12 protein-coding genes are annotated in these 20,262 nt (G+C 42.7%); 8 read left to right on the top strand and 4 right to left on the bottom strand.

Going from position 1 to position 20,262, the window contains the following annotated elements:
* Positions 1–20: 20 nt before the first annotated feature.
* Positions 21–464 carry a hypothetical protein gene (locus CDG79_RS41120; RefSeq protein WP_143855505.1) on the top strand — a complete coding sequence of 148 codons (444 nt, stop codon included), beginning with the start codon at positions 21–23 and terminating at the stop codon, positions 462–464.
* A gap of 51 nt (positions 465–515) precedes the next feature.
* Here the strand turns inward: CDG79_RS41120 and CDG79_RS17595 are convergent, their stop codons facing one another.
* Both CDG79_RS17595 and CDG79_RS44870 read right to left on the bottom strand, forming a co-directional pair.
* Positions 516–2,876 (bottom strand): CHASE2 domain-containing serine/threonine-protein kinase, encoded by a 2,361-nt coding sequence (locus tag CDG79_RS17595; RefSeq protein WP_094343280.1) that lies wholly within the window; start codon positions 2,874–2,876, stop codon positions 516–518.
* Positions 2,877–3,162: 286 nt separating this feature from the next.
* Positions 3,163–3,297 (bottom strand): hypothetical protein, encoded by a 135-nt coding sequence (locus CDG79_RS44870; protein ID WP_258169465.1) that lies wholly within the window; start codon positions 3,295–3,297, stop codon positions 3,163–3,165.
* A 320-nt stretch (positions 3,298–3,617) separates the two neighbouring features.
* On the opposite strand from CDG79_RS44870, the gene CDG79_RS17590 reads away from it, so the two are divergent.
* The 4 genes from CDG79_RS17590 (at position 3,618) to CDG79_RS17575 (ending at position 7,182) form a co-directional block, all read left to right on the top strand.
* Positions 3,618–4,139, top strand: a complete 522-nt coding sequence (locus CDG79_RS17590) for a LabA-like NYN domain-containing protein (RefSeq protein WP_041565194.1) — start codon at positions 3,618–3,620, stop codon at positions 4,137–4,139.
* A gap of 95 nt (positions 4,140–4,234) precedes the next feature.
* The gene (locus tag CDG79_RS17585; protein WP_094343279.1) at positions 4,235–5,839 is read left to right on the top strand and encodes a 2-isopropylmalate synthase; all 1,605 of its coding nucleotides are present in this window, start codon (positions 4,235–4,237) and stop codon (positions 5,837–5,839) included.
* A 393-nt stretch (positions 5,840–6,232) separates the two neighbouring features.
* The gene (locus CDG79_RS17580; protein WP_094343278.1) at positions 6,233–6,433 is read left to right on the top strand and encodes a hypothetical protein; all 201 of its coding nucleotides are present in this window, start codon (positions 6,233–6,235) and stop codon (positions 6,431–6,433) included.
* Between the two features lie 68 nt (positions 6,434–6,501).
* Positions 6,502–7,182 carry a SnoaL-like polyketide cyclase gene (locus tag CDG79_RS17575; protein WP_094343277.1) on the top strand — a complete coding sequence of 227 codons (681 nt, stop codon included), beginning with the start codon at positions 6,502–6,504 and terminating at the stop codon, positions 7,180–7,182.
* A gap of 192 nt (positions 7,183–7,374) precedes the next feature.
* On the opposite strand, the gene CDG79_RS17570 is transcribed toward CDG79_RS17575, so the two are convergent.
* Entirely contained in the window at positions 7,375–9,831 is a 2,457-nt protein-coding gene (locus CDG79_RS17570; protein WP_094343276.1) for a HEAT repeat domain-containing protein, read from the bottom strand.
* Positions 9,832–10,821: 990 nt separating this feature from the next.
* Between CDG79_RS17570 and CDG79_RS17565 the strand changes: the two genes are divergently transcribed.
* Positions 10,822–17,418 (top strand): HAMP domain-containing protein, encoded by a 6,597-nt coding sequence (locus tag CDG79_RS17565; RefSeq protein WP_094343275.1) that lies wholly within the window; start codon positions 10,822–10,824, stop codon positions 17,416–17,418.
* Positions 17,419–17,459: 41 nt separating this feature from the next.
* Positions 17,460–18,437, top strand: a complete 978-nt coding sequence (locus CDG79_RS17560) for an SDR family NAD(P)-dependent oxidoreductase (protein ID WP_094343274.1) — start codon at positions 17,460–17,462, stop codon at positions 18,435–18,437.
* A 165-nt stretch (positions 18,438–18,602) separates the two neighbouring features.
* Here CDG79_RS17560 and CDG79_RS17555 read toward each other — a convergent pair whose 3' ends face one another.
* Entirely contained in the window at positions 18,603–19,061 is a 459-nt protein-coding gene (locus CDG79_RS17555; protein WP_143855504.1) for a hypothetical protein, read from the bottom strand.
* Between the two features lie 593 nt (positions 19,062–19,654).
* Between CDG79_RS17555 and CDG79_RS17550 the strand changes: the two genes are divergently transcribed.
* Positions 19,655–20,233 carry a Uma2 family endonuclease gene (locus tag CDG79_RS17550; RefSeq protein WP_094343305.1) on the top strand — a complete coding sequence of 193 codons (579 nt, stop codon included), beginning with the start codon at positions 19,655–19,657 and terminating at the stop codon, positions 20,231–20,233.
* Positions 20,234–20,262: the final 29 nt, after the last annotated feature.

The following is a 20,262-nucleotide window of genomic DNA, read 5'->3' as shown; positions in this document are numbered from 1 at the left end:
ATATTTTTGAAGGATAAAGGGTGAAAAACTTTATCCTTCATATTTCATGGCGGGTTATCCTTGTTCGCAACTTGCCTTTCGGGGACGGAGAATTTAGGGTTATCGGTTACGTCTCCACCATTGTGGGGATTAGCGGGTTCAATCCCCGCACCCGCCTTTATTTGATTTGTACCTTACATAAAAGAGAAGGCGATTTAATTTTTGAATCGTCGTTTTTTATTTCGGCGATGGGTAGAAGTAGGGTATCTTCGATGTGCGATCGCTTCTTCACGCCCCACAAAATCAGAGTTGGCGTTCTTCAACTTTGGTTTTTTTACACCTGCGAAAAAATAAATGGCGGGTTTACAGCCTCAACCCTCTACAAATTGGGGGATAAGGTTAAAGCTGCTGCCCACAAGTGCGATCGCATACCCACCAAAACTCGGCAATATGCTTATTTTACAACAAAATGTAATATAACTTAGCAAGGAGCGAGCGATCGCTATTCCTTTTAAATCTAATGCACCGCGTCCTTCTCAAGGAGTTTCTGAGGATGATTCTGAGCAAGATTTTGTGGGAGCGTTTACTTGCTCTAAGGTATTGGTTAATGAGTCATCCCGTAGTATGGGGTATCTGCTTTGGGAATTTATAACATCGTCAAAAGCTTCCAGATCCTCTAGAGCTTCTAATGCAGACTGATATCGCTGTTTGAAGTCATCCAGCACCATTTTACTGAGAATTTTAGCTAGGGAATTGCTCACTTTAGAGCGTAGTTTACCGCCGTAGGCATCGCTCCATTTGATCTCTCCATAACCATCTCTACCTAGCTCACGGGGTGCTACACCAGTCAAGGCTTTAATCCCAACCATACCCACTGCATAGATATCACTACTGTAGTGGGGACGACCAAAACATTGTTCGCTTGGTGCGTAACCCTGAGTCCCAATGCCAATGGTAAAGGGGGTTTGCTCTTGTGCATCAAGCTGTTTGATGCTGACTTCTTTGACGGCTCCAAAGTCAATCAATACAAGTTTTCCGTCTGAGTGTCGCCGGATGATATTACTGGGCTTAATATCCCGGTGAATCACGTTGTTTTTATGAACAAATGTTAATGTTTGCAATAAGTCCCTGACAATTTTGATCGTGGCAATTTCATCAATTGCTCTACCTGGTGGTAATTCCTGATTTAAAGGATGACCAATTATCTGTTCTTGCACTAGATAAAATTCCTCATCTTCTTCAAAATAAGCCAAAAGTTGAGGGATTTGATCGTGTGTTCCCAATTTTTCTAGAGTTTGCGCCTCTGAGTGAAATAAACGTCTGGCAAGTTGCAAGGCTTCTGGTTTGGTGCTGGCTGGTTTTAGTTGCTTAAGAACACATTGCGGATTTCCAGGACGTTGAGTATCTTCAGCAATGTATGTTTCGCTGAATCCACCGGAACCGAGAACTTTGACAATTTTGTAGCGTCGAGCTAGAACTTTCCCTGATAAGGCTAAATCTCGTTGCTGGATTAGGTCTTGCAAGTCATCTTGTTGACTGATAATCTCTTGGACAACGGGAGAAGTTTTATACTTCTGAAAAATATCTACTAATTGGCGTTTCCTGATATTTTCTCTCACTAATGAGGTTCCCAGGTAGGAAAATCCGGTCATCGCGATCGCAATCATTGGTACAGTAGTAGGGAAAATTAACTGACCATAGATAAATAACCCATAACTAATTCCTACCCAAGTGCCAGAAAGGGCGAGGCCATATAGAAATCTATTGATACTACGCTTGCGTCTGCTAATCATCAAGGCTGTACTGCCAACTAGAATTAGCACAAACAAACCCCGCAATGGTGGAGTGTTAATTCCTGGAGCGATCGCTTTTCCTGACATTAAAGTTGCGATCGCATTGGCGTGAATTTCCACGCCTGACATGGGTTTGGCACTGTTGCTAGCAGCTACTGGATAATAATCATTATTTAATTTATCTGTTGCACCTATTAGCACTATTTTGTCTTTGAACACCTTTCCCTGCTGCAAATAGGTGTTCCAGTTTTCCGGGTCGAGGACGTGCCAAAAGGGTATTTGCTCAAATGTACCCGCAGGGCCCCAAAAATAAATGCGATCGCCCTTTGGTCGGGGATAATTTACTTCTGCTATCCTGAGTGCTGCTTCATCAAAAGAGGGTAGCTTCTCGATCAAATTATCTTCAGCCAACGACTTAGAAAACTCACTCGCCAATCGATGAACTTTACCATCAGCTTCTAAGGGGAAATTAACTGAGCCAATGGACACTGACCTTGTACGAAACATCTGTTGTGGGTCTATCAGTTGTGTAAAAGACCCTTGGCGCGTCTGGGAATTTTCGTAGACGGCTGCTAAAGTAATTTTACTACCATATTTTTGCAATACTGTATGAAGTTGGCGATCGTCAGTAGCTCCATAGCTGCTAGGAGTGTCAAATATTACATCTACCGCTACAGAGCGGACACCTGCTTTAATTAATTTTGTAATTATCTGGGCATAAGCAGCACGTTTATAAGGATAAGATTTCAGTGTTTCTAGGTAGGCATACTGTTTTGGATTTGTTTTATAGTACTGTTCGGGAACTGATATTGACTGATCGTCTATTGCTAAAATTACAATGTCTTCTGGAGGTACAATCGGCCCGCGCAGTTGAAAAAAGCCAGAAAGCGCCTTACTTTCCATCAATTGAACCAATTCTCCACCAGAAGCACTCAGCAATGCTGCACCCATTACCCAAGCCCCAGCGAGGAGATGGCCTAAGCGAATCATCCACCTAGACTGGCGAGCCGATGCTGTCGAGGTTACTTTTGTCGGTTTACTTGAGTGTCTATTGGCAGCAGAGACATAGTTCTTAGTTAAGGTAGATGTAGGTTCTTCTGCCATATTGTGTTACTGATTGATTTAAGTCCAACACTTTTATTTATTCAGACCACGTTTTAGTGCAAGCACATTGAAATAAGACTTAAATGACAATCTTATACATTTGTAAAGTATCTTCTATCAATCGACAAACTTTTATTAGCAGAGCTAGCCCCCAAGACATTCCTACTCAGGTACTGCTTAACTTATTATTTTTCTGTTAAGTGAGTTACAACTAGTGATTGTCTCACAGATCGGAGTCAAAGTAGATCCGACTCTGTAATTGGTTGCAGCAAGATTTTACCGTAACCTAACCAACAGGTATGCTCCTAACTGGGTGTTTTACCATAAGCTGTCCCAAGGCCGTCTTCTGTCTTTGGCGCAATATTGGTACTCCCCACAAAGCTTGTCCTGATACTGACAGCTTCACTTTATAGATAGGCATCAACTTATATCCTACTCTAAGCTTATGCTATACCTCTTTAGGAGTAAACTTTAGTGTTATACAGCAATGAATGCTGTTATTGGTTCAATTTTATTGGTAGATTTCGATCGCAGGGTAGCTCTTGCAGTGCTGGAGGTGAATAAGGTTTAGCACCCAGGATCTCAACTCCAATATTGCATCCGTTTTTATGCTTTGAAAGAGGTAGGATAAAAGCTATAGATGAAGACTTACTTTATAGATATTAGCAAACAAGGCATTTGAAAATTGCTATAATCTATTGTTCCATCTAAATTCATTTATATTATTAGGTGTAAATTTGTATGGGTTCTCCAATGAATCGTCTGTCTATTTTTGTAGACGGAAACAATATGTTCTATGCACAACAAAAAAATGGGTGGTTTTTTGACCCGCGACGAGTCTTAGAATACTTTAAACATGAGCAATCAGAAACAACATTAATTAATGCATTCTGGTACACTGGCTTAAAAGACCCACAGGATCAACGAGGTTTTAGAGATGCTCTAATTAGTTTAGGATATACAGTCCGAACGAAAATTCTTAAAGAATATTATGATGATACGTCCGGTCGTTACTCGCAAAAAGCTAATTTAGATATTGAAATTGTTGTAGATATGTTTAATACAGTAGACCAGTATGACCGAGTAGTATTATTCAGTGGCGATGGAGATTTTGAAAGAGCAATTGAACTATTACGGTCGAAAAATACACATATTACGGTAGTATCAACAGAAGGAATGATTGCTAGAGAACTACGGAACGCTACTGATAGATATATAGATTTAAATGATATCAGAGATCAAATAGAAAAAACCGAAGGTTAATAGCCTTAGCAATTATTTACAAAGGTAAGAGTAAAAGAAAAACTAAGGTTGAAGATATATTGAGCCACAAGTAAAAACTAAACAACAAACGGCAAATGACAAACAAAACCGATCGAATCATCATTTTTGATACTACACTGCGAGATGGAGAGCAGTGTCCGGGAGCGACTCTGAATATAGACGAAAAGCTAGTTATTGCCAAACAACTGGCGCGTCTGGGTGTGGATATAATTGAGGCAGGATTTGCCTTTGCTAGTCCGGGAGATTTTGAAGCAGTCAGTAAGATTGCCCAAATTGTCGGGACAGAAAATGGCCCAGTAATTTGCAGTTTGGCAAGAGCCATTAAAGCAGATATTGAAGCGGCCGCAGAAGCATTAAAACCAGCTGTAAAGGGCAGAATTCACACATTTATTTCGACTTCTGATATTCATTTAGAGTATCAGTTGCGGAAGTCACGGGCAGAAGTGCTAGCGATCGCTGAAGAAATGGTAGCCTATGCCAAGTCCTTCATGACAGATATCGAATTTTCGCCAATGGATGCGGCCCGTACCGATCCAGAATTTCTGTATCAAGTTTTAGAACGAGCGATCGCAGCTGGTGCAACAACAGTTAACATTCCCGATACTGTTGGTTACACCACCCCTAGCGAATTTGGAGCAATGATTAAGGGCATTATTGAAAATGTCCCTAACATCGACCAAGCGATTATTTCCGTTCACGGCCACAATGATTTAGGCTTGGCAGTTGCTAACTTCTTAGAAGCCGTAAAAAATGGCGCACGGCAACTCGAATGTACAATTAATGGCATTGGCGAACGCGCTGGCAATGCATCACTAGAAGAATTGGTAATGGCGTTGCACGTGCGGCGGCAATATTTTAACCCTTATCTCGGCAGACCAGAAGAATCTCAAGAATCCCTGACAAATATCGACACCCGGCAAATTTACAAAACCTCACGCTTGGTTTCCAATTTGACGGGTATGTTGGTACAACCAAATAAAGCGATCGTTGGGGCGAATGCCTTTGCTCATGAGTCTGGGATTCACCAAGATGGTGTATTAAAAAACAAACTCACTTATGAGATTATGGATGCCCAATTGATTGGCTTGACAGACAATCAAATAGTTTTGGGCAAACATTCAGGGAGAAATGCTTTCCGTACTCGGTTGAAAGAATTGGGCTTTGAACTGTCGGATACTGAATTAAATAAAGCCTTTGTTAGATTCAAAGAAGTAGCAGATAAAAAGAAAGAAATTTCTGATTGGGATTTGGAAGCGATCGTTAACGATGAAATTCAACAAGCACCCGATTTGTTCCGAGTAGAGTTGGTGCAAGTTTCCTGTGGTAGCAACGCCCGTCCCACTGCTACAGTCACCCTGCGTACCCCAGAAGGCGAAGAATTAACCGATGCTGCGATCGGTACTGGGCCAGTGGATGCAGTTTACAAGGCAATTAACCGGGTGGTGAATGTACCCAATCAGTTGATTGAGTTTTCTGTGCAGTCAGTAACAGGCGGTATTGATGCTATTGGCGAAGTGACGATTCGTTTACGTTATGAATCTAAAGTGTTTTCTGGTCATGCAGCGAACACAGATATCATCGTGGCATCTGCTCAAGCTTATGTAAATGCGTTGAATAGGTTGTATGCATCTTTGCAAACTCAACAAAAGCCAGAGGAAGTAACTGCACAGAAAGTCTGAGATCGGAATCTGTGAAACTGCTAGTTTTTAGCTAATGCTAAAAAACTCCTCCCCGAAGTTGGGGAGGAGTTTTTTATGAGTTCCAAAAATCGTTGGAAATTATGCTGACAGAAAAACATATAACTATCAGAGAAGCTACTACCAAACAAGATTTACTGATTGCAAAACACTTTTACCAAATGGGGTGCATCCCAGTTTTTATTTTTCAATGAGAAAATAAATGTCATTGCGAACGCAAGTGCGTCTCGTAGAGAGGAGGAACGACGTTCGCAAGAGCGTGTCGCAGACAAGCAATCGCATCGACTCGCCCTGAGTTGGGGGATTTTGCGATTGCTTCGCTTCACTTCGTTTCGCTCGCAATGACATACAAAAAAGTGGGATGCTCTCTACCAAATGTGGCTAAATATTGGTGTTGATGAGAGTAATATCCTTCTAGATTGGCAAAATATTACCCTCAAATTTATAGAAGAAGCGCGTCGAGATTTGTTTTATAAGGCTTTTATTGCAGAGATTGATAATACAGTTGTGGGTTCTGTAAATTGTCAACTGTTTGCAGGCTTATACCCTGATTATGAATATTGTTTACTTTTTTAGATTTTTCAATTGACTTGTATGCATAAAACTTTATTCTGAGAAACGATGTTTATAATCAGTCAGCTTGTATGAGTAGCGAAAAAACAACAGAATTGCCACTCTGGGTACAAGATAGAGATATAGTCATTGCTCATGATGAAGAAGTACAGTGGCGAGAAGGAAAACGCCCAGATTATTCATACACCAATGAATTTCTTCATCAAGAGAGTAAATTTCAGCATCCAGAAGGTTCTTTAGAAGCGATCGCCCAAAATTTAGTCCGAAATTTTGAGATGGAAGCTTCTAATAAATCTAATCCTCAACAGTGGCTCTCAATTGTTGCTGATAAGTTTAAGATGAGTACCAATGGGGGACAACAATTCACTGCTCAGGATGTTGCAGTTGAAGGTACTTATAACCTGTTTTTGGGTGAAAGTGACCAGTATAGCTCCGAAACAGAAACCTTTGAATCTTCATTTCAAGTTTTTCATAATGCTTTTCCTAATGGCTTTCTTTGGGAATTAACAGAAGTTCTTTCGGGGCCGCCTAATGTTACCTTTAAGTGGCGACATTGGGGAACATTTAATGGTTCCTATAAAGACTATGCACCCACAGGTGAAACAGTAGAAATTGTAGGAGTTAGTATTGCTCGCGTGACTAATGACTTAAAGATTGAGTCTTTAGAGCATTATTTTGATAATAATGTCTTTCTGCAAAAATTAACGGCAGGTGGTTGTCCCTTCCATTCTCAAAATCAGAACAATCACTAATTTTGATTTAGCCGTAGTCATCAAATAGCAAGCACACTCGATTGGCGCTCTTAGGAAACAGTAGCGAACGCCGGTCGAGTGAGTATAATCATTGAAAATATGCAATGGATGTCATATTATCTGCAATTGGAAACTTATTATTAGGGCTGATGAGGGGATGCAGATAAATTTTAATAAATTGAAAAATGCCGTTCATGGTATTAGTGTTTGCACAGTAGTAGCAGGTGTATTGGCTGGAAGTGTAAACCCAGCCAGTTTACCCAACTTCTGGGGTACAAAGTCAGTTTCTTTGGTACCTTGAACCTCAGATAAGTAGCAATCTCGCACCGCTAACAACAAGCCTTTGATGGTATCTTGTCTGCCTGTTTTAACTAAATCGTCTGCCTTTTTGAAAAAAGCCGATCGCCATTTGCCATCGTTATTCCCATACAATTCTATTAAATACCAACCTGCAAGATACTCAGCCAAAGGGTCAAGACAAAAACGGATTCTATCTTTAGCAGAACCAATAGTTTGAATTAAGTGCAGGCGCTTTTCCAGATAATCAAGGTGTGCTTCGGGGTCATCAATACCCAAATCGGCTAATGCAGCAATGGCATCTGCACGCTTGGCGGTTGCTGGTTGATAACTTTGCTGCAAGCATTCCCAGGCTATAGTTTTAGCATCTTGATGCACAGTGCGATCGTCAAATCGATCGTCTGTAACATCACGATTGAGTTCATTGATATAACCCAGCATCAAATTGGGAATATTCTCTGGTAACGCAGAAATATTAGATGCAACGTCTTTACTGGCGATTAACTGTTCAGCATAAAGTTTCGCTAGCAAAACAGTGATATTGTTTTGACCTACCATCAGAGAAAGACGGTTACAAGCGTCAAAAAATTCCTGGTCAGTAAAGCGATCGCGTTTACCTCGCTGCATCAGATAAGCTTCCATAAAGGACGATAGTTTATTAGCCTCAATCCGCAGAGGTTTAATTATCGTCTTATTAATCCGCCCCAGCTTTTCGTCAATTCGGGAAGTAATCACGAATGCATTCACCGGAAACTCTGGCGACTCCGGTTCAATTGCTTCTCGTGTAGTGGCATTCATTTCTGAGAAACGATCTATAATCACTAGAATGCGTTTCTTTCTTAACAAACGTAACAGTAATTCTTGACAAATCGGCTCTGGCTCATCAATTAAAGCTTGCAACTGTCCTCTGATGGCTGATAAAAGTGGCAACTTCCCTTCAGATACCCGGAATTCTTCTTCCAACAACACTGGTAACATCAAATGTTTGCAGAGTCGTGTGTCTTCAGCCTCTGCCATTGCCCAGCCAGCTATTTGACAGGCTACAGTGGTTTTACCTACACCCCCTTCCCCGTTGATTACGAGGCAGCTACGTTGTTTATCGAAAGTTGAGCGCAAATTCTCGAAAGAAAGTTGCGGAACTGTTGCACCATCTAGAACAACCGGAATGGGAATGTAACAGGCGCGACTGCTAACTGTATCCTTTTTGGGAAATTGTTCGCGGGCTGATTTGATGTATTTAGCTACCCACGCATCTAATACTCTGGGATGGTAATGAAACCAGCCAACAAATAGCACATATCGCAGAGGTACATTAACACTGATAAATGGTAGGGAAAAATCTGTGTAGGGTTTGAGGGCGTTGTTAATTTTCAGCAACCATAAAGGCGCTACCCGCAAGAGAATTAACCATAGAGAAGGCAATAAAATCGTGTAGGCGGCAATTCCTAAGAGTAATTTATGCTTAAATAGCGATTCTAGAAATCTATCAAAGAGGCGAGTTTCTTTTTCTGCTTTCAGGGCATTCAGAGGGCGACGGATCAGCCTAATGTCGGTTTCTGTGAATTTATCTTTGTATTCTTGTATTTTTGTCAATACCTGTTCAAAGTCTAAGATGACTTTCTGCAACTTTGAGCTAGGTAAAGCATTTGCTTTATCCTGAAAGCCTGCTGCTATTCCTCCCAAACCCTTGACAGCACCTAAACGCACGTAAGAAAGGTTATCATTCAACAAGATAATTAAATTCGGGACAGCCGATACTGCTTCTGTACCCATTGCACCCAGAGCGTAGGCGGCATTATAACGTACTGTAGGGTTATTATCTTTTAAGGCAGTAGTTAAGACTGGAACAGCTACTTTCGCTTCTACACCAATTTTCCTAAGTGCAGAAGGAACATAAATACGAACATATTGCTCCTTGTCTTGTAATGCCGCCATCAAGGATGGAACTGCTGCTTTTGCTGCTGTACCAATATTTCCTAAAGCTAAGGTGGCGTAGAGGCGGACTTGTCCATCCTCATCCTGCAATGCCGCACTCAAAGCCGGGACAGCTGGTGCTGCTTCTGCACCCAAATCCCCTAAAACCGAAGCAGCGTGCCAACGAAGATTACTATCCTGATTTTTCAAAGCCTCAATCAGAGATGGCACTGCTGACGAACCCATATTAACTAATGCATCTGCTGCAATGGTACGGATGTGGGCATCGTTATCTATTAGCTTCTCAATTAGGGGAGCAATTTTGCTGTCAGTAATGATTTGTGCCCAACTATTGCTTGTCCATAGTAGGAATAGTGTCAGGCATAAGACAACTATCTTGAGGGCACTGAGTAATACTTGTCTGGTGTGCTTTGTCATTGAATCGGATTGAATCACCCGATGAACAACTCCAGTCAGAGAAACTATACCTAGATTGTAATCTAACTGTCAATGCGGGTTAGCGATCGCACTGGTTAGCTTCCGCGTTGCCTAACCTAGTACTCTGTCAGACCAACTTTGCCGAGTAAACCAAGTTTTAGAATCTTTGTCTCTGTGTTCTCTGTGCCTCTGCGGTTCGTTCTTTTATCCTTCAAAGTTAGCTTGAATCCCCAGTGACTATTCGTTAATCGGCTTGCCACGGATTAAGCACGCTTTAATTTCTCTGAGTTCATTGGACTGATTATTGTAAAGACGGCGATTTATCGCGTCTTTGCGATCTAGGGCGTGTCATCAAAAAACCTTATCTGAACTGTATTGAGAGTTAAGGGATTTCCAAGTAAAAAAATATTCCGTCGCAGAGGGACAAGGGGGACAAGGAAGACAAGGGAGACAAGGAAGAAAGAAGTGTAGTTGAGTAGACAAATTGAATAATTTATTTTTTGGAGTTCCCTAAGCGATCGCCACTTTCAAGCGGAGGCAGATATCTCTGGGCTGAGTACTCTCTAACCATTTGCCAATCCTTGGAGTTTCTGGATATTTCTGACTTTAGCAAACCTCAGTTATCAGTTAGAATTTATTGATTTGCTGCTTTCCTCAAATTCCAAAAATCATAAAATGTAATGTTAATTGTCATCTTGTGTTTTACTGTGCGATGCTGTATTCGCCCAGGTAGACATCGCCCACAGTTGATGCTGCATAACAGAGTCCAACTAGCTATCATTAGCTAAGTGGTATGTCAGATACGATGGCAATACCATTTAGTTTGCAGTCTTTATCAACTGCTTACACTCGCACCCATAAAAATTAGTTTGATTTACTTTTTATTTTCTACTCTCTATTTTGATAACCATTACCTAAAATTTCTCTAACTAGGTACGGGATACAAAAAATACAAAAAATTCCTCAAGATTCAAGATTAAGGATAAGGCTATGGCAACCGAACAGCTAACTAGAGACAGCGATAATCTAGATTTAAATCAACTACTAAGAACGCTGAATGCTGTTAAACATGGTGACTTCTCTGCTCGGATGCCCATAGACCATACTGGTGTAGCCGGGAAAATAGCTGACACGCTCAATGATATTATCGATCAAAATGAGCGAATGGCGGCGGAGCTACAGCGAATTGGTAATGTTGTCGGCAAAGAAGGCAAAATTGCCGATCGCGCCTCTCTCGGAGATGTTCGCGGTTCTTGGTCAGATTGTGTTAATTCTGTCAATACTCTAATTACAGATTTAGTTCAACCAACAGCTGAAACTACTCGCGTAATTCGGGCGGTTGCCAATGGTGATTTATCCCAAACGATCGCTACAGAAATCGATGGCAGACCCCTCCAAGGTGAGTTTCTCCAAACTGCTAATATCGTCAACACGATGGTAGATCGGCTTGGTTCTTTTGCGAGTGAAGTAACGCGGGTGGCGCGTGAAGTGGGAACCGAAGGGAAGTTAGGCGTTCAAGCCCAAGTGCAAGGTGTTGCCGGCACTTGGAAGGATTTGACTGATAACGTTAACTTGATGGCGGGTAATCTCACCGGTCAAGTTCGCAACATTGCCGAAGTTGCCACTGCGATCGCAAATGGTGACTTATCCAAAAAAATCACTGTGAATGTAAAAGGCGAAATTCTGGAGTTGAAAAACACCGTCAATACAATGGTGGATCAACTTAATTCTTTTGCGAGTGAAGTAACGCGAGTTGCCCGTGAAGTAGGAACTGAAGGGAAGTTGGGCGTACAAGCAGAAGTTAAAGGTGTCGCAGGAACTTGGAAGGATTTAACTGATAACGTTAATTTGATGGCAGGAAATTTAACTGCCCAAGTCCGTAATATTGCGGAAGTAACAACGGCGGTAGCAAATGGCGACCTTTCCAAGAAAATCACTGTTGATGTCAAAGGCGAAATTTTAGAGTTGAAAAACACCGTCAACATCATGGTGGATCAACTTAATTCCTTTGCATCAGAAGTAACAAGGGTTGCCCGTGAGGTGGGTGCAGAAGGTAAATTAGGCGGTCAAGCAGAAGTCCGGGGGGTAGCGGGTACGTGGAAAGACCTTACCGATAGTGTGAATTTCATGGCGGGAAGCTTGACGGCACAGGTGCGGAATATTGCCGAAGTGACAACGGCTGTAGCGAATGGCGACTTATCCAAGAAAATCACTGTGGATGTGAAAGGCGAAATTCTGGAGTTGAAAAATACCATTAATACAATGGTGGATCAACTGAATTCCTTTGCATCAGAAGTAACAAGAGTTGCCCGTGAAGTGGGAACTGAAGGGAAGTTGGGCGTACAAGCAGAAGTGCGTGGTGTGGCGGGGACTTGGAAAGATTTAACTGATAACGTTAACTTAATGGCGGGTAATCTTACCGGACAGGTGCGAAATATTGCCGAAGTTGCGACTGCGATCGCAAATGGCGATTTATCTAAGAAAATCACCGTCGATGTCAGAGGTGAAATTCTTGAACTCAAGAATACCATCAATATAATGGTGGATCAACTCAGTTCCTTTGCAAGTGAAGTTACAAGAGTTGCGCGGGAGGTGGGAAGTGAAGGTAAACTGGGTGTCCAAGCCGATGTGCGCGGTGTTGCGGGTACTTGGAAAGATTTAACCGACAGCGTAAACTTCATGGCGGGAAGTTTAACGGCACAGGTGCGAAATATTGCCGAAGTGACTACGGCGGTTGCAACCGGCGATTTATCGAAGAAAATCACCGTCGATGTCAAAGGTGAAATTCTGGAACTCAAAAACACCATTAACACAATGGTGGATCAACTCAATTCCTTTGCATCAGAAGTAACAAGGGTGGCGCGTGAGGTGGGAAGCGAAGGTAAGTTGGGCGTGCAAGCAGAAGTGCGCGGTGTGGCTGGCACTTGGAAGGATTTAACTGACAGTGTGAATTTCATGGCGGGAAGTTTAACGGCACAGGTGCGGAATATTGCCGAAGTGACTACGGCGGTTGCAACCGGCGACTTATCGAAGAAAATCACCGTCGATGTCAAAGGTGAAATTCTGGAGTTGAAAAATACCATTAATACAATGGTGGATCAACTCAGTTCCTTTGCAAGTGAGGTGACGCGAGTTGCCCGGGAAGTGGGAACTGAAGGTAAACTTGGCGTACAAGCGGAAGTGAAAGACGTTGCCGGCACTTGGAAAGATTTAACTGACAGCGTAAACTTCATGGCGGGAAGCTTAACGGCACAGGTGCGGAACATTGCCGAAGTTACAACTGCGATCGCAAATGGTGACTTATCCAAGAAAATTACTGTTGCTGTCAAAGGCGAAATTCTCGAACTCAAGAATACCATCAATATAATGGTGGATCAACTCAATTCCTTTGCAAGTGAAGTCACAAGAGTTGCTCGTGAGGTGGGAAGTGAGGGTAAACTCGGCGTACAAGCAGATGTGCGCGGTGTAGCTGGAACTTGGAAAGACTTAACCGACAGCGTAAACTTCATGGCGGGAAGCTTAACGGCACAGGTGCGAAACATTGCCGCCGTTACCACAGCTGTAGCTAATGGCGACTTATCGAAAAAAATCTCCGTTGATGTCAAAGGTGAGATTTTAGAGTTGAAAAATACCGTCAACACGATGGTAGATCAACTCAATTCCTTTGCTAGTGAAGTTACAAGAGTTGCCCGTGAGGTGGGAACTGAAGGTAAACTGGGCGTACAAGCAGAAGTTAAAGGTGTAGCCGGCACTTGGAAAGATTTAACCGACAGCGTAAACTTCATGGCGGGAAGTTTGACGGCACAGGTGCGAAACATTGCCGAAGTTACGACAGCCGTCGCAAACGGTGACTTATCGAAAAAAATCACAGTCGATGTGAAAGGCGAAATTCAGGAACTCAAAAACACCATTAATACAATGGTGGATCAGCTAAATTCTTTTGCATCAGAAGTTACCAGGGTTGCCCGTGAGGTGGGAACGGAAGGGAAATTGGGCGTGCAAGCTTACGTTAGAGGAGTTGCTGGAACTTGGAAAGATTTAACTGACAACGTTAACTCGATGGCGGGGAACCTCACCGGACAAGTTCGCAACATCGCCGAAGTTACCAAGGCGGTAGCCAATGGCGACTTATCTAAGAAAATTACCGTCGATGCCAGAGGTGAAATCTTAGACTTGAAGAACACCACCAACACAATGGTGGATCAACTTAGTTCCTTTGCATCAGAAGTAACGCGGGTGGCGCGGGAAGTGGGAACTGAAGGGAAGTTAGGCGGACAAGCCCAAGTGCAAGGTGTTGCAGGGACTTGGAAAGATTTAACAGACAATGTTAACTCGATGGCGGGGAACTTAACGGCACAAGTGCGCGGTATCGCCAGAGTTGTAACGGCAGTTGCTAACGGTGACTTAAAACGGAAACTGATGTTAGATGCCAAAGGAGAAATTGAAACTTTGGCAGAGACAATCAACGAAATGATTGATACTCTCGCGACATTTGCCAATCAAGTAACCACAGTAGCGCGAGAAGTGGGAATTGAAGGGAAGTTGGGCGGACAAGCGAGAGTCCCTGGCGCGGCTGGAACTTGGAAAGATTTAACTGATAATGTGAACGAACTTGCTGCTACACTGACAACTCAGTTAAGAGCGATCGCAGAAGTTGCTACAGCTGTAACTAAGGGTGATTTAACTCGTTCAATTGCTGTCGAAGCATTAGGTGAAGTAGCGATCCTCAAAGACAACATCAACCAGATGATTGCCAATCTGCGGGAGACAACGCAGAAAAATACTGAGCAAGATTGGTTGAAAACTAACTTAGCCAAGTTTACCCGAATGCTGCAAGGTCAGCGAGACTTGGAAACTGTATCTAAACTAATTCTCTCAGAACTAGCACCCTTGGTAGGAGCGCAACACGGCGTATTCTTTCTGATGGAGTCTGCTGAAAATACATCATATTTGAAATTAATTAGTAGCTACGCTTATCGGGAACGCAGACATCTAGCTAACCGTTTCCACTTAGGTGAAGGTTTGGTGGGACAATGCGCTTTAGAAAAAGAGCGAATTCTGTTGACGGAAGTGCCAAGCGATTATATCAGAATTTCCTCTGGTTTAGGAGAAGCCACGCCCCTAAATGCCGTGGTGTTACCCGTACTCTTTGAAGGACAGGTGACAGCCGTGATTGAATTAGCATCCTTCCGCCGCTTTAGCGAAATTCATCTGACATTCTTCGACCAGCTTACCGAAAGTATAGCGATCGTCCTCAACACGATCGCAGCATCAATGCGAACTGAAGAATTACTCAAGCAGTCGCAATCTTTGGCTGAAGAACTCCAAACTCAGCAAAGCGAACTCCGCGAAACCAACAAGCGCCTAGAACAACAAGCCCAATCACTCAAAACTTCTGAAGATTTACTCAAAGGACAGCAAGAGGAACTCCAACAAACCAACGCCGAATTAGAAGAGAAAGCAGAGTTGTTGGCGATGCAGAAGAAAGAAGTTGAGCGCAAAAATCGGGAAATAGAACAAGCAAGAATGTCTTTGGAAGACAAGGCTGAACAACTCGCCCTTTCCTCAAAATACAAGTCAGAATTTCTCGCCAACATGTCCCACGAACTGCGGACACCGCTAAACAGCTTATTAATTTTGGCGAAGTTGTTGACAGATAACATCGATCGTAACCTCACTGCCAAGCAAGTTGAATACAGCCAGACAATTTACTCAGCCGGTACTGACTTGTTAACGTTAATCAATGACATTCTGGATCTCGCTAAAATTGAATCTGGAACTATGTCGATTGACATAACCCAAATGCCCTTGGTAGACTTGGGCGAACAAATTGAGCGTACCTTCCGGCAAATAGCTGAAAGCAAAAGACTTGCCTTCATAATTGAATTTATTCCTGAATTGCCCACAACCATTTATACAGATGTCAAACGCTTACAACAAGTGTTAAAAAATCTCCTCTCCAACGCTTTTAAATTTACAGAGCAAGGTGAAGTCCGCTTGCAGATTGCGCTAGCAAAACAGGGATGGAGCAACGACCAAGCAACTTTGAATCAAGCTCAAAATGTCATCGCCTTCTCAGTCAGCGATACAGGTATTGGCATCGCTCCCGACAAGCAAAAAGTTATTTTCGAGGCATTTCAGCAAGCCGATGGCTCTACTAGTCGCAGATACGGCGGTACTGGATTAGGCTTATCAATTAGCCGCGAAATTGCCCGTCTCTTTGGCGGTGAAATTAAACTTACAAGTCAACCAGGTCAAGGTAGCACCTTTACATTCTTCTTCCCACAATTAAATCCTGAATCTACATCAACACAATTAAGTACTCATCAGCCCTCACTCCTCACTTCTCACTCTTCACTTCCAACTCAACCCTTAGCGCTGATAAATGACGATCGCGCTACTATTGCCATAGGCGATCGCGTTTTGTTAATTGTCGAGGATGATGTGAATTTTGCCCGTATCCTCATAGATATGGCGCAACAGCACGGATTCAAAGTGATAACAGCCCAAAATGGCAGTACAGGTTTATCATTAGCGCAACAATTCCTACCTTCAGCCGTTTTGCTAGATATCCGAATGCCAGAAATGGATGGTTGGACGGTATTGGATCGTCTAAAACACGACCCGAATACCCGCCACATTCCTGTACACATTATGACCGTTGAAGAAGGGCAACAACGTAGTTTGCAACTCGGTGCGATCGCATATTTGCAAAAGCCCTTAACCAGCGAGATAATATCTGAGGCATTGGTCAAAATTAAAGGTTTTGTTGAGCGCCAGGTCAAAAATTTACTGGTAGTCGAAGACGATGACACTCAACGGCTTAGTATTGTCGAGTTAATTGGCAACAGTGATGTTTCTACTACTGCTGTTGCTACTGGTACAGAAGCCCTAGAAGCCATCCGTAACCAGCATTTTGATTGCCTTGTCCTCGATTTAGGGCTACCCGACATGACCGGGTTTGAACTGATCGATCGGATTAAACTTTTACCTAACGGTAAAACATTGCCAATCATTGTCTACACAGGTAGAGAAATTAGCAAAGCCCAAGAAACTGAACTGAGGCGGATTGCCGAAACGATCATCATTAAAGATGTGCGATCGCCCGAACGTCTCCTCGACGAAACAGCATTATTTTTACACCGAATCCAAGCAAATTTACCAGCACCTAAACGACAAATACTTGAACAACTGCATTCTATAGATTACTTACTCGCAGGCAAGAAAGCGCTAATTGTAGACGACGATATGCGTAATATTTTCGCGCTGACAAGTATGCTAGAGCGTTATCAAATCCAAGTGATATACGCTGAAAACGGCAGAGAGGGGATTACCCTATTGGAAAATACACCAGATATTGATGTGGTTTTGATGGATGTAATGATGCCAGAAATGGACGGTTACGAAACAACAAGCTTAATCCGCCAAAACGAGCAATTTAAATCTTTGCCGATTATTGCACTGACCGCTAAAGCCATGCAAGGCGATCGCGAGAAGTGTATTGAAGCCGGTGCATCAGACTACATCACCAAGCCCGTAGATACCGAACAACTGCTTTCACTCTTGCGTGTTTGGCTATACCGATGAAGAAGAGGCAGGGGGAGCAAAGAGGACAGAGGAAAATGATTATGAAACACCTTGAAGATAAAGTGGCATTGGTGACAGGGGCTACGCGGGGAATTGGGAGAGGAATTGCTATTGGTTTGGCTGAGGCTGGGGCAACTGTATACGTCACAGGCCGCAGCCTCAACAACTCTTCTAGTAATGCGGTTTCAGGAAGTCTTAGTGAAACCCAATCAGCTATTGACAAAATCGGTGGTGTGTGCATTCCGGTGCAAGTAGACCACAGCGACGATGAGCAGGTGCGTTTACTGTTTGAGCGCATCCAAGATGAGCAAGATGGACAACTTGACTTACTGGTGAATAATGCTTACTCAGGAGTTCAGGCAGTAAAAGACGCTTTTGGGCAGCCCTTTTGGGATTGCGAACCAAGTATTTGGGATGCTAGTAACAACGTTGGTCTTCGTAGCCACTATATTGCGAGTGTTTTTGCTGCTCGAATCATGACCAAGCACAAATCTGGACTAATTTGCACCATTTCCTCGTGGGCGGGGATGTCCTATATATTTAATGCAGCTTATGGTGTTGGTAAGGCAGCTTGCGATCGCCTCGCAGCTGATATGGCTGTTGAATTAAAACCCTATAATGTCGCTTCTGTTTCAATTTGGCCGGGTATTGTTGGGACTGAGCTTTTTGACAGTTTTGCTTCTGAGATGAATCAAACCAATGCTACTGAGCAAAAAAACTCATTCATAAGCGATCGCTACAACTGGGAAACTCCCTTATTTACTGGACGGGCGATCGCTGCCCTTGCTTGTGAATCAAATATCATGCGCCATACAGGACGCGTGCAGATTGTTGCCGAACTAGCTGATAAATATGGAATTGTCGATGAAAATGGCGATCGGCCCGCATCGCTACGTTCTTTACGTTTTTTACTACCGACTGCATTGCCACTATTGAGAAACTATTCATGGCTCATACCCGATATTAAAATACCGTGGTCACTATTATTATTAAATGCCCTTAGCTCACCTAAAATTTAATGGGAATTGGGCATTGGGCATTGGGAGTTTTTATAGTTGTTCACGAGTCAATATGCGGGCTTTTGCGGAAGCCTACCCTGACTAGCAATTTGTCCAGCAGCCTGCTGGACAAATTCCCTGGTTCCATAACTGTGTCTGTCATAGAGTTCTCATCAGTAAAAGTTGCTATTTCTGACTCACTTTGTGAACGCTGCCAGTGGCAGCTAGTTTGCCATTTGAATAAAACCACTTATATTGTAACGTTTCACCTGAATCTGGCTGTAGAACAACTGTTCCATCTTTGACACAGTTTCCGACAAAGGTTAACTTCTCAGACAGTTCTATTGATTGCGTATTAATATGACGCAACGTTAATTCGCCACCACAACCCAGTGAAGGGTAAGCCATTGTGCCAACAATAGCCTTAGTATTTCCCGGTGTTAATGCCATTAAAATAGACCATTCCTGATTACTTTGAGCGCCTCTACCTTCCCATACTCCTACATAGGCAGCAGGTAACTTTATGGACTGTGCATATACTGTTGGCTTGAAATACCCAGAGAGCAGGGAGGGAAAGAACACTAGACATCCAGTGAATAAAACAATCACCAGGCTACGAAATCGAGTAAGTTTCTTGGTGAACATTAGAAGTAATTTTGTATCTGGGAATGATTTTATGTACATATACTAACGAGTTGCTAGTAACTTAATATAATTACACGCCACAGCTATTAAAAGTAAGTCTCTCCATTTTTATAGTTCTAGGACTTACGCATTGACAGAAAAGCGAAAATAACAGGTATAGTTTTCAAGGCTTCGGGCTAGGTTTTTGAATCATATTTTGGTGATCGCCAGCAATCAAAAGCGCCCTTTAAAAGCCTGAAACGACATATTTACCTTAATACACAAGATGCTTTTTTTGTACAGTGCGGAATTAGGAATTGGGCATTGGGCATTGGGCATTGGGCAGTTGCGGACTTCCAACAAATAATTTACCCAATCTTGTGGGGTGGGCAACACGATCGCCCATATACAAAGGCGCTCATGTTGTCCACCCCACAAGAAGCAGTTGAGTATTTTTTATTTGGAAGTCCCTTGCGGGTAAGCCGTAGGATTATATTAATGCAGCATGGACGCAGTTATTAGGGGAAATTGTAAAGTAGAGGTAGAGGTTTAGTCTTCTCTATTGGCAGCGCATGGGTGTAACGCAACTAGAATTTGGTGGAGCGGAATTAATTATGACTGCTTTAACTTTACAATTACCTCCTAATCTCAAATTTACGGATGAGGAATTTGAGCAGATTGTTGCTGTGAATAAAGAGTTGCGTTTGGAATTAACTGCTGAAGGAGAATTGGTAATCATGTCACCCACTGGAGGAGAAACGGGAAACCGTAATTTTGATTTGTTAGGTCAACTATGGTTTTGGAACAGCCAAAAAAATTTAGGAAAAGCCTTTGATTCTTCCACTGGTTTTAAACTTCCCAATGGTGGAACTCGTTCTCCTGATGCTTCTTGGATGAAGATGGAACGGTGGGATGCTCTCACACCACAACAAAGAAAAAAATATCTCCCTTTGTGTCCTGACTTTGCAGTAGAATTGGTTTCCGAAACTGATGATGTGGAAGACACTCAAGCCAAAATGCTGGAATACTTAGCTTCGGGATTATTACTTGGTTGGTTAATTAATCCCAAAGAGAAACAAGTAATAATTTATCGTCCAAATCTTGTACCAGAAGTTTTACAATCTCCTACAAGTTTATCTGGTGAAGATGTTCTCCCTGGTTTTATTTTAAATTTACAGCCGATTTTTGGGTAGATGAATTAATATTCGCGAACAATCCCCAG

The organism is Nostoc sp. 'Peltigera membranacea cyanobiont' 232, from assembly GCF_002245985.1.
GTDB lineage: Bacteria > Cyanobacteriota > Cyanobacteriia > Cyanobacteriales > Nostocaceae > Nostoc.
The sequence above is the reverse complement of the archived record's forward strand: the minus strand, read 5'-3'. Positions and strand labels throughout refer to the sequence as shown.

Bases quoted from the DNA above. Each gene is read 5' to 3' on its own strand.
- CDG79_RS17575 (WP_094343277.1), top strand. From the start codon at position 6,502: ATGAGTAGCGAAAAAACAACAGAATTGCCACTCTGGGTACAAGATAGA.
- CDG79_RS17550 (WP_094343305.1), top strand. From the start codon at position 19,655: ATGACTGCTTTAACTTTACAATTACCTCCTAATCTCAAATTTACGGAT.
- CDG79_RS17555 (WP_143855504.1), bottom strand. From the start codon at position 19,061: ATGTTCACCAAGAAACTTACTCGATTTCGTAGCCTGGTGATTGTTTTA.
- CDG79_RS17590 (WP_041565194.1), top strand. From the start codon at position 3,618: ATGGGTTCTCCAATGAATCGTCTGTCTATTTTTGTAGACGGAAACAAT.
- CDG79_RS17570 (WP_094343276.1), bottom strand. From the start codon at position 9,831: ATGACAAAGCACACCAGACAAGTATTACTCAGTGCCCTCAAGATAGTT.
- CDG79_RS17580 (WP_094343278.1), top strand. From the start codon at position 6,233: ATGTGGCTAAATATTGGTGTTGATGAGAGTAATATCCTTCTAGATTGG.
- CDG79_RS17565 (WP_094343275.1), top strand. From the start codon at position 10,822: ATGGCAACCGAACAGCTAACTAGAGACAGCGATAATCTAGATTTAAAT.
- CDG79_RS17585 (WP_094343279.1), top strand. From the start codon at position 4,235: ATGACAAACAAAACCGATCGAATCATCATTTTTGATACTACACTGCGA.
- CDG79_RS17560 (WP_094343274.1), top strand. From the start codon at position 17,460: ATGAAACACCTTGAAGATAAAGTGGCATTGGTGACAGGGGCTACGCGG.
- CDG79_RS44870 (WP_258169465.1), bottom strand. From the start codon at position 3,297: ATGCCTATCTATAAAGTGAAGCTGTCAGTATCAGGACAAGCTTTGTGG.
- CDG79_RS17595 (WP_094343280.1), bottom strand. From the start codon at position 2,876: ATGGCAGAAGAACCTACATCTACCTTAACTAAGAACTATGTCTCTGCT.